The organism is Enterobacter sp. SM3 (assembly GCF_009811935.2).
GTDB lineage: Bacteria > Pseudomonadota > Gammaproteobacteria > Enterobacterales > Enterobacteriaceae > Enterobacter > Enterobacter asburiae_D.
Genome location: NZ_CP099971.1, coordinates 4,085,682 through 4,098,540, shown reverse-complemented (window position 1 = coordinate 4,098,540; position 12,859 = coordinate 4,085,682). Strand labels below are relative to the sequence as shown.

The window sequence follows — 12,859 nt, the reverse complement described above, 5'->3', positions numbered from 1 at the left end:
CTTGATGGAAAGGTGTTAGTGTCCATTGTAGCGCGTCATGCCCGGGGTAAACAAAATTGTTTGATGCTTATGCATTGCCCAGGATAATCAATAGCGTTATAGTTATCTCGCTTATTCTCAGGGCGGGGCGAAATTCCCCACCGGCGGTAAATCAGCGTGACGCTGAAAGCCCGCGAGCGCTTTGGGTGAAAACTCAAAGGTCAGCAGATCCGGTGTAATTCCGGGGCCGACGGTTAGAGTCCGGATGGGAGAGAGTAACGATCCAGTCGGGCATGGGCCCGCTCACGTTATCTTTTTGCCGCTTATACGGCGCTCCTAAGACTGCCCTGATTCTGGTAACCATAATGTTAATGAGGTTTTTTTACCATGAATCAGACGCTACTTTCCTCTTTTGGCACTTCAACTCAACGTGTTGAACATGCACTGGATGCACTGCGCGAAGGCCGCGGTGTGATGGTGCTTGACGATGAAAACCGTGAAAACGAAGGCGACATGATTTTCGCCGCCGAAAACATGACCGTTGAACAGATGGCGCTGACCATCCGTCACGGCAGCGGCATCGTATGCCTGTGTATTAATGAAGATCGTCGTAAGCAGCTCGACCTGCCGATGATGGTCGAAAACAACACCAGCGCCTTCGGTACCGGTTTTACCGTGACCATTGAAGCGGCGCACGGCGTGACCACCGGTGTGTCTGCGGCTGACCGTCTGACCACCGTTCGTGCAGCGATTGCAGACGGTGCGAAGCCATCCGATCTGCATCGTCCAGGCCACGTCTTCCCTCTGCGTGCGCAGGCGGGCGGCGTGCTGACCCGCGGCGGTCACACCGAAGCGACCATCGACCTGGTGACGCTGGCAGGCTTCAAACCTGCAGGCGTGCTGTGTGAACTGACCAACGATGACGGCACCATGGCGCGTGCGCCGGAGTGCATCACCTTTGCTCGTCTGCACAATATGCCGGTCGTGACGATTGAAGATCTGGTTGAGTATCGCCAGGCGCACGAGCGCAAAGCCAGCTGAAATGGCTGATGTGAAAAAGCCGGGGAAACCCGGCTTTTTTGTTTTTAGTGATAGTTAATTTTGAACAGCACCACCGTTTCGAACGGGCCGGACTGGATTGCTTTTCCTTCGACCGGCGACAGCTCTGCGGTGTAATCCTGCTGATACTGCAGCGTGCTGCCCGTAAAATCCGCGTATTCGTCGTAGTGGTTAAAGGCGTAGGGCTCGGTCCCGTTAAGGATCCTCAGCTTCAGGCCATTGCCTATTAGCAGCGCGGTATCGTTGGCGGTAAGCGATTCACTCGTATAAAACGACGAGTCCATTTTGAACCCATCTGAACACTGAGCATCCTGCACCTTCGTTGTCTTCACCGAAAAGGTCCTTTTACGCGTCTGTTGATTCACAATATCGCGCGCGCTAAAGGTTCCGAAATCAATCTCCTGGTTCTCAGGGTAAATACTGAACGTCGCCCCGCAGTCCAGCACGGTAATGTTCTGCAGACCGTTAATGTGATATTTGAGGTTTTTCGCGTCCGCCATCTGGTTCACGCCGCCTTTACCGTCAAACTGGACAACGATGTAATCGCCCAGCGAGCTGACGTAGCCATGGGGCGGCATGGCTTTGATTTTTACGTAAAGGCGCAGACGAGCGATAAAGGTGCGTGAGGTGTGGATATCATCCGGATTACCGGAGCAGATGAGATTTTCCCAACCCATCTGACGGATTTGGTCAGGGGTATAAATCAGAATACTGTGGTTATCCAGACATTGCCGAGTGTCAACGCCGTTAGGCTGGCCGGTTGCATCGTAATCCATCCCTTCATAGGTCACGCCAAGCTCATAGTAAGGGTCCGAAGCCGCAGGGTAAGGGTTTACCCATGCGAAGATATCTTCTTTTTCAAAACCGCTGACAACGTTGTGATCGCAGGTGACCGGGATTTTGATGTCATCCGACTCCCAAATTTTTTCACCCACCTGCGCATTACTGGGGATAGCAAACGGCGAAATGGTTTTGGTCTCCTCAACGGGGCCTCCGGAGCCACCCAGATAGCAGTCGAGCGCCAGCGCCGCTTTCATAGGCAGCGCTGATACCAGTAAAATAAACAGTAAGTTAGCGAGTTTTCGCATCTTTTTCGATCTTCCGTTCGGTGAGCTTGCAGTGCGCTGTTGCTGCGCACTGCACGTCGACTTTTTTCAGCGCACCGTAATCGTCGATGTAACCGATGCTGTAGTAGTTGCCGTGATAGTCACCTGTAGACGTGGTTGCCGTTGCGAAAGGCGCAATCATCAGGCTGTCAAAGCCCGGCAGCATGGTCTTCGCATTCTTGCTGAGCCACGCGAGGGTGATGTAATACGGCGTGGGGTTATGCACGGTCAGTCCTTTGGCATTGGCTGAAATTTCCATACGCATTTCCGCCAGCTCACCGGGCTTTTTGGTAATCGCTTTAGGACGCCAGAACAGTTTTATCCTGCTCTGCATCGCGACCTGCATGACGCTGCGTTCCTCGCTGGCGCTGCTGCTTTTCGGCGGCACTTCGCGCAGGTTGAAATAGAACAGGGATTCTCTGTCTTTCGGCAGCTGGCTGGTGGCCGCTTGCTTAACGATCCTGACCTGCGATGCGGATCCCGCTTCAAGGCGTTGAATAGGGGGGAGGGCCATGAAATGCGTGTCTTCTTTGCGGCCCTTTTCATCTTCAATCCAGGAGAGCGCCAGATAAGGCAACGCCTTGCTCTGGTTTTCAACCTTCAGGCTGCTGGCTTTGTCGCTTTCCGGGAAGACAATGCGCGTACGGTCGAGGTTTACGGCCGCGTGGGTGGTGAATGCTGTGCCGACCAGCATCAGGCACAGGCTTTTGAGTGAGGTTAATTTCATCATGGTTTCTTACTGACATGGCAGTATCAACTGCATACTGTTTTCAAGGTGTGAAGGTAACGCGAAGCGACACTGCTGATTGTCTCCCCACGTCACGCGGAACTGCTGCTCTGGCTCGACGGCACCGAGCCAGACGTGGCCGTCATCGGCGACCATGGCAATCTGCTTACCGTTTTCCAGCAGGCGAACAACCGCGCCCAGCGGCGGCGTACCGGAAGCGGTACGTAAGATGCCTGCAATATCGTTGCCTGCACGCGTGGCAATCTGCCGGTATCCAATCGCGCCTTCCGTCCAGGTTGAGGTAACCACGCGGGTGTCCACGTCCACGCCATCGGGCAGGTTGTTCATATTGACCTGCACGCTGGAGGGCGAATAGCTGGAGATGGACGGTAAAACGCCAATGCCAAACCGGTTGGTTTCATCCCGCGACATGTTTAGCGGAATGTTGCCTACGCCGTCGGTGCTGACCATCACGCGCGGTTCATTACCGTAGCTGCGGCGGTGCAGTGCGGCACCTTTGGCCGTCGAGGTGAACGAACCGTTCCAGCTGGCGCTCAGGGAATTGTATTCATTAGCCTTATAGCTACCGGAGAGATTCAGATCGCCATAAGGGGAATAATGCTGATAGTTGCCGCTCACCTGCGCGCCTGCGTCTGACTTCTCGCTCTCGGTGCCTGCGGAAACGCCCCAGGTATTATTGCGGTCTGATGTGTCATACCACGACACGTTCTGGCTCAGGCTGTCGCTGTTGCGCAGGTCGTAATTCAGACGATGATCGGGATCGAGCGGTACGCTCAGTGAGAGATAGAACTGCGTATCGTCTTCTTCATCTTCATAATGCGTTTTACTCCACGACAGGGTGACACCCAGGTTTTTCCAGCGGCCCAGATCAAAGTTGTAGCCTGCGGTCACGCTGCCCGTTGTGGAGGGCGAGTCGTTCCACCAGGTCTGGCGCAGCATGTTCACATAGAGGTTGAGCGATAACGCAGAAATGTACTGGCTTGCGGTCACGCTGAGCGTCTGTTTTTCGGACTGCCGATCGTTATTGTCATAATCCAGGAAACGAGCGTAGCTCAGGAACTGTGGGTCGGAGTAGCGATAGCTGGCGAGCGTCAACTGGCTGCCTGTGGTATCGAAACGCTTGCTGTAGTTAAAGCGGTAGCTGTAGCCCGTCTGGCTATTCTGATTAGGCAACTGGCTGGTCGCCTGCGTGACGTCGAAAGAGAGGGCGCCCAGGTACTCCATGTTTTGGCCGATCCCGGCGGCGACGGACCGATAATGATCGCCATCGGCGAGCGTACCGCCATAGAGGGAGGTTTGTGACAGCATCCCCCAGGAGAATTCCCCGCTCAGAAACGCGTTATCTTCAACGTCATGCGAGGCGTCCTTGCGCGCTTTCCCGGTCGCCAGCTTGTAACGAACCTGACCTTTGCGGGTTAAAAACGGCACCGATTCTGCCGAGACCTGGAAGGTGCTAACGCGCCCATCTTCTTCCGTCACCTTAACGTCCAGCGTACCCTGGACAGACTGGTTAAGATCCTGAATCACAAAGGGACCAGGCGGGACTTTGCTCTGGTAAATCACGCGATCGGCAAGGCTGACGGTAACCGTGGCGTTGGTTTGCGCGATGCCGGTAATTTGCGGCGCGTAACCGCGTAGCGACCACGGCAGCATACGCTCATCGCTAATCAGGGATGCACCGGTATAGGTGAAAGCATCAAAAATGGCAGACTGGAAATCCGTTTCGCCCAGCGTAAGTTTGGCGCCGAGCGAGGGGAGAGGACGGAACATATAAACGCGTGAAAAGCGTCCATCATGTTCAGAACCGGCATCGGTATGCGTTTGCGTGTACTGATAATCGCTGCGCAACCGCCACGCGCCCATATTAGCACCCGCGGTGCCGTAGGTGTTGGCGTTGTCCGTGCCTGAGCCGTTATTAGGCTGGTAATGACTGGCGAACAGGTTGTAATCCAGCAATACGCCAGGCACGCCGTTGTCCCAGGTGGATGGCGGCATCCAGTCTGCGGCACGGTACTGCAGCCATGCCTGCGGGACGGTCACCTTGAGCGTCTGGCTGGCCTGGTCAAAGGTAAACTTAATATCGGGTCTGGATGAAAAATCAATGCATCCCTCTTTTTCTGGCAGGGCGCTGCGAATGGAGTCCTGCAGAGCAAAGGTATCGGCCAGTTCAGGTGGAATACAGACCTGTACCTGATCATTCATTTCTCGCCAGCGAAGCTGCCAGCCGTTTGCCAGCGGAATATCATTAATAGAAACCGTAACAAAATAGCTACCTGGAATTACGGCGATTTGATCTTTGAAAAGAGATAAGTCAACGCTACCGCGCTGATCTTTATCAATAGCATTAATGTTAAATTCAGTCGCGGAGGCAATTTGCGTCATTAACAGGGACGTAATAATGATTATCCATTGTAATTTGTATGTCATCGTCCTGTTACTCAAAGAATATAGAATGCCGGCTGCATTACATGCCAGCCGGTTTATACCGTGACGCGAAGTTATTATTTATACGCAAGAACGTAGTTAGCGGTGGCTTCAACCTGACCCGCCGTAGCGGTTTTGCCTGACAGTACTTCCATTAACGCTTTGAAGTGCAGCGTTTGCGTGGTGGAACCAGCCAGCAGATCAACTTCGTTAGCCGCACCCAGCGTAATGTTGGCTTCGGCGTTATCCAGAAGACGAACACCCACGTTCTGTGCGCCACTTGCGTAGGTGTTGGTCATCAGGCTGGTATCCGTCGCGTCTGTTGCTGAGCTGGTGAAGGTGACATCGACTTTGGTAATTGGCGTGTCCGTTTCATCCGCCGGATCGTCAAGCTGGCAGTTTTCCAGGTTGATATCAACCGGAACAGCGGTAGACTTTTTGTTGGCGTTGATGACGGCAGTGGTCACTTCACCGAGATCGACTTCTTTATCAACGCTGTCTGGTGCAATACTGCAAGGCGCATCAATAACAACGCCTTTGAATTTGATTTTGCCCGAACCCTGGTCGTCAGCAAAGGCAGAACCCGATACAATCGCAGCCATAGCAACGGCTAACAGAACTTTTTTACCCATATACATGAAAATATCCTTTTTCAAATGAATTCATAAACTGAATATTAAATTTCAGAATGCTCGTAAAGTATACGGTCTAAAGAGGAGGGGGTGCGATTAAATTGGCTAAAACTCATTTTAAGGGAATATTAAATTATAAGCCCGGATTATTCTAAGCAGCGCATATGATTACTGTTTTATTCTGAGATAGTCTAAATAATTAAACAGAATAAAAATAGTGTAGATTGTCTTCGACAAAATAAAGAAATAATGCCTCCGCGTTTAACGGAGGCAAAATGCTCAACCGATACCTGCTGTTTGCAGCAACACCAGGCTCAGGCCCATCACCGACATTCCGCACAGCACGCCATAGCTGGGGTTGTTATTCGGGTCGATCTCTTTCGCCAGCGGCATGAGTTCATCGACGGAGAGCGCAACCATGATCCCGGCTACCGCGGCCATAATGGCAGCCATCACAACAGGGGAGACCAGACTTCCGAGGATCAACCAGGCCAGCACGCCTCCAAGGATTTCAGCCATCCCGGAAATACCCGCCCAGAACACCGCGGTGCGTTTTGAGCCCGTGGCGGCATACACCGGTCCGGCGACGGCCAGTCCTTCAGGAATATTGTGTAAGGCGACCGCCAGGGCGATGCCAAAGCCCATCTCAAGATTGCTGCTGGCCGTCACGTAGGTCGCAACCCCCTCCGGGAAGTTATGCAGGCTGATGCCAAGCGTTAACAGCACGGCGGTGCGCTTGATATTACGCGGCATGGGCGTCACGTTTTGCTGCATTAAATCCTGCGGATGCGCGTGCGGTAGCATCCGATCGAGGGCAAAGTATCCCAGCAGGCCAAAGACAAACATGCCGTAACCCAGAAGCGGAGACATGCCTTCTGTGCCCAGTGCGGCAGGCAGCATCTCCATCAGCGAGATGAGCAGCATGATCCCGGCGGCAAAACCCAGTGAGAAGGCCAGTACGCGGTTAGAGGGCTTTTGGCCGAGCACGCCGAGGATCGCACCGATAAAGGTCGCGGCGCCCGCCAGTATGGTCAGGATCAAGGGGACTGACATGCATTGCTCCTTATGATAATGATTCTCATTAATATAAATGATTCATTTCTGGCAAAGCGAGGGGGGAACCCCGGCTTTACACATTCCTTACATTCAAATTTCCTGATGATGATCTTCACGCTTATCTGCGTTCATCTTTGCCGGATTGCGCGTAATGTAGCACCATTAAATTGACACCTTCTGTAAGGATATCACCATGACTTCTTCCCGTATGCCAGCCCTGTTTTTAGGCCACGGTAGCCCAATGAACGTTCTGGAAGACAACGTCTATACCCGAGCCTGGCGTCATCTGGGCGAGACGCTGCCGCGTCCGAAAGCGATCGTGGTGGTGTCTGCGCACTGGTTTACCCGAGGGACGGGCGTGACCGCCATGGAAGCGCCAAAAACCATTCATGATTTTGGCGGCTTCCCGCAGGCGCTTTACGACACGCATTATCCAGCCCCCGGTTCGCCTGAGCTGGCTCAAAAGCTGGTTGATTTGCTGGCACCTGTCCCCGTCACGCTGGATAAAGAAGCCTGGGGCTTTGACCATGGCTCATGGGGCGTGCTGATCAAAATGTATCCTGATGCGGATATCCCGATGGTGCAGTTGAGCATCGACAGCACTAAACCAGCCGCCAGGCATCTGGAGATGGGCCGCAAGCTGGCAACCCTGCGTGATGAAGGCATCATGCTGGTGGCAAGCGGTAACGTGGTGCATAACCTGCGCACGGCACGCTGGCACGGTGAGAACACGCCGTACCCGTGGGCGACCTCGTTTAACGACTACGTCAAAGCGAACCTGACGTGGCAAGGTCCGGCTGAGGAGCATCCGTTAGTGAACTATCTGGATCACGAAGGCGGTTCGCTCTCTAACCCGACGGCGGAACACTTCCTGCCGCTGCTTTATGTATTAGGCGCATGGGACGGTCAGGAACCAATTACCATTCCGGTTGATGGTATTGAGATGGGCAGTTTGAGTATGCTGTCGGTGCAGGTGGGATAATAAAAGCAAAACGGCAACCTCAGGTTGCCGTTTTTAGTGTTTGCACCCTCTCCCTGTGGGAGAGGGCTGGGGTGAGGGCATCAGGCCGCAGTCTTACTCCACAAAAATATGCGGATAGAACCGTGACAGATCCTGCGTGATCAGGGCGCGATCTTCGCGAATGCCAATCCCGGCCGGTTGATCGTTGATGAGCCAGCTGCCAATCAGCGTATAGCTGTCGCCAAACTTCGGCAGCTGGTAGAACTCCTGGACGATCATCCCCTCTTCGCCGTACGGCCCTTCAACCGCTTCCAGCGTCTTACCGTTTTCGATAATCGACACGTTTGCGCCTTCGCGGGAGAAAATCGGCTTCACGACGTACTTATCCAGCTGCGGATGGTCATCTTCCGCAAAGTACGCCGCCAGCAGGTTCGGATGGTTCGGGAACATCTCCCACAGCATCGGCAGCAGGGCTTTGTTAGAGATAATGCTCTTCCATGCCGGCTCCAGCCAGCGCACGCCAGCATCTTCCAGCTTGGTGGAGAACATCTCGCGCAGCATATATTCCCATGGGTAGAGCTTGAACAGGTTGCTGATCACCTGGTCCTGCATATCCGTAAACTGACCTTTTTCACCCAGGCCGATATCCTCGATATAGAGGAACTCGGTCGCCACTTCCGCTTCGGCGGCGCAATCCTGCAGATACTGAACCGTGCCACGGTCTTCTTCCGTGTCGCGGCAGCAGGCGAGATGCAGCAGGTTGAAGCCATGCTGTTCGCGCAGCTCGGCAAAACGCTCAATCAGCTTTTCCTGCAGGCTGTTAAACTGGTCGCTGCCCTCCGGCAGGTTTCCGGCATTGGCCTGGTCTTCCAGCCAGATCCACTGGAAGAACGCCGCTTCGTACAGAGAGGTTGGCGTATCGGCGTTGTTTTCCAGAAGCTTCGGTTCACCTTTGCCATCCCACGCCAGATCCAGACGAGAGTAAAGCGAAGGTTGATTCGTTTTCCACGAGTGGCGCACAAAGCCCCAGGTGTGCTTCGGAATGCGGAACTTTGCCATCAGCTCGTCGCTGTCGATGACCTTTTCCACGACCTTCAGGCACATCTGGTGCAGCTCGGCGGTCACCTCTTCCAGTTTTTCCACCTGGGCCAGCGTGAGCTTGTAATAGGCGTCTTCACACCAGTACGGCTCGCCGTACATGGTGTGGAAGTTAAAACCGTACTCGGTGGCTTTTTCACGCCAGTCCGGGCGCTCGGTGATACTGACTCGTTCCATGATCAGCCGCCCATTGAGCGAGTAGAGGAGGTACCTGTCGCACTGCGCTGCATGCTGGTCTGCTTCGCCACAGATTCACCAAACCCGCCGCGGGTGATGGTGCTGGTCGTCGCGGGCTTCGGCGCCATCGCCGTTTTCGGTACCGTCACAGTGCGGCCAGGGGTCGCTGCGCCGTAGCCTTTGCCGCTGGCATCGGTATATTGACCGTAAGCCGGGCTGGCCGGGTTTTTCGAGCTAAACAGCGGCTGCTGCTGGTAGCCTGCACCGCCGCCCATCAGACGACCCATCATGTAGCCTGCCATCAGCGGCATCCAGAAGCTGCCGCTGGACTGAGCCTGCGCCTGATTTTCAGGGGCGGTGCCTGCCTGCGCCGGTGCCTGCTGGCACTGACCTTCACCAAACTCCGCCACGCAGTCTTCGCGTGAGGCATATTTCGGTGCGGTACGTTCCGCTTCTTTCAGCGCGCTCGTATAAGCGGTTTTACATTCGGCGGCTTTGCCGGTTGCGGCGGAGCAGTCGTCTGCGTTTTGATACAGCGAAACCGTTTCGTCATTTTTCTCACAGCCTGCCAGCATAAAGACAGCCGTGACCGCCAGCGCAACAGGGGTGAGGTGACGCGCGTTCCAGCTTTTGCGGAACGAAGCGTGATTTATAGATTTTGTCCGTTTCATCTTTGTCTTCCAGGACCCAGTGGTAATAACGCTCAGGATAGAGGATGAGTGGTTGAAAATGAAGCGAAGAGGGGCGGAATCAGGGGGATCTTTACGTTGGCTTACGTTCGGGTGTGATTTTGCGCCGGGTGGCGCTGCGCTTACCCGGCCTACGATTAAGTAGGCCCGATAAGCGAAGCGCCATCAGGCAATGCTTAGTTACGGAACGGATTATTGCCTTTGCTGGCAGGCGCGGTGGTACGCGCGGCGGCAGGCTGTGCAGCAGGGGTATTGCCGTTAGCGTTGAAGTTATCAACCGCGGCAACCTGCTCCGGGTTCTCCGGCGCAACGCTGTCAGGAGAGGTGGAGACCGGCTTGCCCAGCGCGCTGTTCAGCATCTGCAGATCCTGCTCGTTCAGCGTACCCAGAGCCTGCTTAATGTTCAGCTGGTTAATCAGGTACTGGTAACGTGCGCTGGAGAGCTGCTGCTTCGCGTTGTACAGCGTGGTGGTCGCATCGAGCACGTCAACGATAGTACGTGTACCGACCGAGTAGCCCGCTTCCATCGCGTCCAGAGAGCTCTGGGCAGACACAACGGCCTGTTTATAGGCGTTGATGCTGCTGATCGAGGCGTTCACGTTGTTGAAGGAGGAACGCACGGTCTGCACCACGTTGCGGTGGGCGCTTTCCAGCTGCTCGCTCGCGCCAACAAAGTTGTACTGCGCTTGTTTCACCTGAGAGTTGACCTGACCGCCCTGGTACAGCGGCAGGGAGAAGCTCAGACCCACTTTGTTCTGGCCCATATTGCTGTCGTCGTACTGGGACGTATTGGTTTTAGAGCCGCTATAGGTCGTATCAGAGACACCGGTAGACGCGCTCAGGCTCAGAGTTGGCAGATGGCCATCCTGCGCCTGACGAATTTGCTCGCGGGCCAGGTCCTGGCTCAGACGCGCCTGCAGTAAACTCAGGTTGCGGTTTTCCGCCTCTTTCAGCAGGGCGTTAACGGCCTGCGGTTTATCCGTTTTAAAGCTGTCCACGTTCAGCGACGCCAGCTCAGGATAGTAATTCCCGGTGACCTGACGCAGGGATTCCAGCGCGTTATCGAGGTTGTTACGCGCGGTCACTTCGTTGGCCAGCACGGTGTCGTACTGTGAACGGGCGTTCTGCACGTCGGTGATCGCGACCAGGCCCACGTTGAAGCGCTGTGTGGTTTGATCTAACTGGCGGTAAATCGCCTGTTTCTGCGCTTCGGTGTAGGAGAGCGCGTCAATCGCGCTCAGCACGTTGAAGTACGCCGTGGCAGTGTTCAGGATCAGCGTCTGCTGGTCGGTCTGATAGGTCACATCCTGGATACCCGCGCTCTTTTCCTGCAGAGTCAGGGCGCGCCATTTGGACATATCAAACAGCGTCTGTGTCAATTGCAGTGAGGCGCTGGTAGCATTGGAGTTAACGCCGTTAGCGTCGCGGAAACCGTTGCTGTAGGTATAATCTGCACCTAACCCTAACTGTGGCAGCAAGGGGCTACGCGCTTCGTTAATCTTTTCAAACGCAGCATCACGATCGGCCGCTGATTTACGTAAATCAGGGTTGCCCAGACGTGCCTGCTGGTAGACCTGTAACAGGTTTTCCGCCTGGCTCATTGCACTGAAGCCCGTCAGGCTCAGGCCGATAAGGATGGGGAGCAATTTCTTCATTTGCATTCCTTGTTGTGAAGCAGTATTAGCGCTGATCTAATTAAAAAATAATTGCCGATTCTAACAGAATCTTCCATACCAAAAGGTTGGCGTTACGTGCCATCTGGCGGTAATTTGCACCAATCTACCATATAGCCTTGCAAACGGCAGCCAAACAGCCTTGAAATTCACAATTTCATCACCATTGCTACCAGGACTCGACTCATGCAGAAACCAGAAAAGTTGCCCGTGACATTCGCCAAAAACGATGTAGAAATTATTGCACGAGAAACGCTTTATAGCGGTTTTTTTTCAATGGATCTTTACCGTTTCAGGCATCGTCTGTTTAACGGGGAAATGAGCGGTGAAATCAGACGCGAAATTTTTGAACGCGGGCATGCGGCAGTCTTGCTACCCTTTGACCCAGTGCGTGACGAAGTTGTGCTGGTGGAGCAGATCCGCATCGCCGCTTATGACGTCAGCGAGAGCCCGTGGCTGTTGGAAATGGTGGCCGGGATGATCGAAGAAGGTGAGTCGGTTGAAGACGTCGCCCGGCGCGAGGCGCTGGAGGAGGCGGGGCTGGTGGTGGGCCGCACCAAACCGGTGCTGAGCTATCTGGCAAGCCCGGGGGGCACCAGCGAGCGCTTGTCCATTATGGTGGGCGAAGTGGACGCCACGACGGCGGAAGGGATCCACGGTCTGGCAGATGAAAACGAAGATATTCGGGTTCATGTGGTGAGCCGGGAACAGGCTTATCAGTGGGTAGAAGAGGGGAAAATCGACAACGCAGCGTCTGTCATCGCCCTGCAATGGCTACAGCTGCATTATCAGACATTACGAAACGAGTGGAAAAAATGAAGCGCTATACGCCTGACTTCCCAGAAATGATGCGCCTGTGCGAAACCAATTTCGCACAGTTGCGCCGCCTGCTGCCGCGTAACGACGCACCCGGCGAAACGGTAAGCTATCAGGTGAGCAACGCGCAGTATCGGTTAACGATAACGGAATCAACGCGCTACACTACGCTGGTGGAGATTGAGCAAACGGCCCCGAGCATTAGCTACTGGAGCCTGCCGTCGATGACGGTGCGCCTCTATCACGACGCGATGGTCGCTGAAGTGTGTTCAAGCCAGCAGATCTTTCGCTTCAAAGCGCGTTATGATTACCCGAATAAAAAGTTGCATCAACGCGACGAAAAGCATCAAATTAACCAGTTTTTAGCCGACTGGCTAAGATATTGTTTAGCACATGGAGCAATGGCGATTCCGGTTTGTTAGCGTCATAAACCTACCTAAG

The 12,859-nt window shown here is 54.4% G+C and carries 12 protein-coding genes and 1 riboswitch; of the genes, 4 read left to right on the top strand and 8 right to left on the bottom strand.

The window, feature by feature from the left end:
• The first annotated feature begins 109 nt into the window (after positions 1–109).
• Positions 110–260, top strand: a riboswitch (FMN riboswitch).
• A 106-nt stretch (positions 261–366) separates the two neighbouring features.
• Positions 367–1,020, top strand: coding sequence for a 3,4-dihydroxy-2-butanone-4-phosphate synthase (gene ribB / locus GVO84_RS19150; protein ID WP_023309208.1), 654 nt, complete (start codon positions 367–369; stop codon positions 1,018–1,020).
• Positions 1,021–1,064: 44 nt separating this feature from the next.
• Here ribB and GVO84_RS19145 read toward each other — a convergent pair whose 3' ends face one another.
• The 5 genes from GVO84_RS19145 to zupT form a co-directional block, all read right to left on the bottom strand.
• Entirely contained in the window at positions 1,065–2,126 is a 1,062-nt protein-coding gene (locus tag GVO84_RS19145; protein WP_159514920.1) for a fimbrial protein, read from the bottom strand.
• A complete protein-coding gene (locus GVO84_RS19140) occupies positions 2,110–2,871 on the bottom strand; it encodes a fimbrial biogenesis chaperone (protein WP_159515671.1) in 762 nt (253 codons plus the stop codon). Before GVO84_RS19140 ends, GVO84_RS19145 begins: the two co-directional genes overlap by 17 nt.
• A 9-nt stretch (positions 2,872–2,880) precedes the next feature.
• A complete protein-coding gene (locus GVO84_RS19135; protein WP_159514919.1) occupies positions 2,881–5,319 on the bottom strand; it encodes a fimbria/pilus outer membrane usher protein in 2,439 nt (812 codons plus the stop codon).
• A 74-nt stretch (positions 5,320–5,393) separates the two neighbouring features.
• Complete coding sequence (locus GVO84_RS19130) at positions 5,394–5,954, bottom strand: fimbrial protein (RefSeq protein WP_121424688.1); 561 nt, start codon at positions 5,952–5,954, stop codon at positions 5,394–5,396.
• 273 nt (positions 5,955–6,227) lie between these two features.
• Complete coding sequence (gene zupT, locus GVO84_RS19125; RefSeq protein ID WP_121424687.1) at positions 6,228–7,001, bottom strand: zinc transporter ZupT; 774 nt, start codon at positions 6,999–7,001, stop codon at positions 6,228–6,230.
• Between the two features lie 196 nt (positions 7,002–7,197).
• Between zupT and ygiD the strand changes: the two genes are divergently transcribed.
• The gene (gene ygiD / locus GVO84_RS19120; RefSeq protein ID WP_159514918.1) at positions 7,198–7,986 is read left to right on the top strand and encodes a 4,5-DOPA dioxygenase extradiol; all 789 of its coding nucleotides are present in this window, start codon (positions 7,198–7,200) and stop codon (positions 7,984–7,986) included.
• Between the two features lie 93 nt (positions 7,987–8,079).
• Here the strand turns inward: ygiD and GVO84_RS19115 are convergent, their stop codons facing one another.
• The 3 genes from GVO84_RS19115 to tolC form a co-directional block, all read right to left on the bottom strand.
• Entirely contained in the window at positions 8,080–9,240 is a 1,161-nt protein-coding gene (locus GVO84_RS19115; RefSeq protein WP_159514917.1) for a glutathionylspermidine synthase family protein, read from the bottom strand.
• 2 nt (positions 9,241–9,242) lie between these two features.
• Positions 9,243–9,911, bottom strand: coding sequence for a DUF1190 family protein (locus GVO84_RS19110; protein WP_023309204.1), 669 nt, complete (start codon positions 9,909–9,911; stop codon positions 9,243–9,245).
• Positions 9,912–10,105: 194 nt separating this feature from the next.
• The gene (tolC, locus tag GVO84_RS19105) at positions 10,106–11,584 is read right to left on the bottom strand and encodes an outer membrane channel protein TolC (RefSeq protein ID WP_121424684.1); all 1,479 of its coding nucleotides are present in this window, start codon (positions 11,582–11,584) and stop codon (positions 10,106–10,108) included.
• Between the two features lie 204 nt (positions 11,585–11,788).
• Here tolC and nudF point away from each other — a divergent pair, with 204 nt between their 5' ends.
• Positions 11,789–12,421, top strand: coding sequence for an ADP-ribose diphosphatase (nudF, locus tag GVO84_RS19100; RefSeq protein ID WP_023333429.1), 633 nt, complete (start codon positions 11,789–11,791; stop codon positions 12,419–12,421).
• The gene (locus tag GVO84_RS19095; protein ID WP_003862516.1) at positions 12,418–12,840 is read left to right on the top strand and encodes a DUF1249 family protein; all 423 of its coding nucleotides are present in this window, start codon (positions 12,418–12,420) and stop codon (positions 12,838–12,840) included. The genes nudF and GVO84_RS19095 overlap by 4 nt, the downstream gene beginning before the upstream one ends.
• Positions 12,841–12,859 lie beyond the last annotated feature (19 nt).

Bases quoted from the DNA above. Each gene is read 5' to 3' on its own strand.
- ribB (WP_023309208.1), top strand. From the start codon at position 367: ATGAATCAGACGCTACTTTCCTCTTTTGGCACTTCAACTCAACGTGTT.
- GVO84_RS19145 (WP_159514920.1), bottom strand. From the start codon at position 2,126: ATGCGAAAACTCGCTAACTTACTGTTTATTTTACTGGTATCAGCGCTG.
- GVO84_RS19140 (WP_159515671.1), bottom strand. From the start codon at position 2,871: ATGAAATTAACCTCACTCAAAAGCCTGTGCCTGATGCTGGTCGGCACA.
- GVO84_RS19135 (WP_159514919.1), bottom strand. From the start codon at position 5,319: ATGACATACAAATTACAATGGATAATCATTATTACGTCCCTGTTAATG.
- GVO84_RS19130 (WP_121424688.1), bottom strand. From the start codon at position 5,954: ATGTATATGGGTAAAAAAGTTCTGTTAGCCGTTGCTATGGCTGCGATT.
- zupT (WP_121424687.1), bottom strand. From the start codon at position 7,001: ATGTCAGTCCCCTTGATCCTGACCATACTGGCGGGCGCCGCGACCTTT.
- ygiD (WP_159514918.1), top strand. From the start codon at position 7,198: ATGACTTCTTCCCGTATGCCAGCCCTGTTTTTAGGCCACGGTAGCCCA.
- GVO84_RS19115 (WP_159514917.1), bottom strand. From the start codon at position 9,240: ATGGAACGAGTCAGTATCACCGAGCGCCCGGACTGGCGTGAAAAAGCC.
- GVO84_RS19110 (WP_023309204.1), bottom strand. From the start codon at position 9,911: ATGAAACGGACAAAATCTATAAATCACGCTTCGTTCCGCAAAAGCTGG.
- tolC (WP_121424684.1), bottom strand. From the start codon at position 11,584: ATGAAGAAATTGCTCCCCATCCTTATCGGCCTGAGCCTGACGGGCTTC.
- nudF (WP_023333429.1), top strand. From the start codon at position 11,789: ATGCAGAAACCAGAAAAGTTGCCCGTGACATTCGCCAAAAACGATGTA.
- GVO84_RS19095 (WP_003862516.1), top strand. From the start codon at position 12,418: ATGAAGCGCTATACGCCTGACTTCCCAGAAATGATGCGCCTGTGCGAA.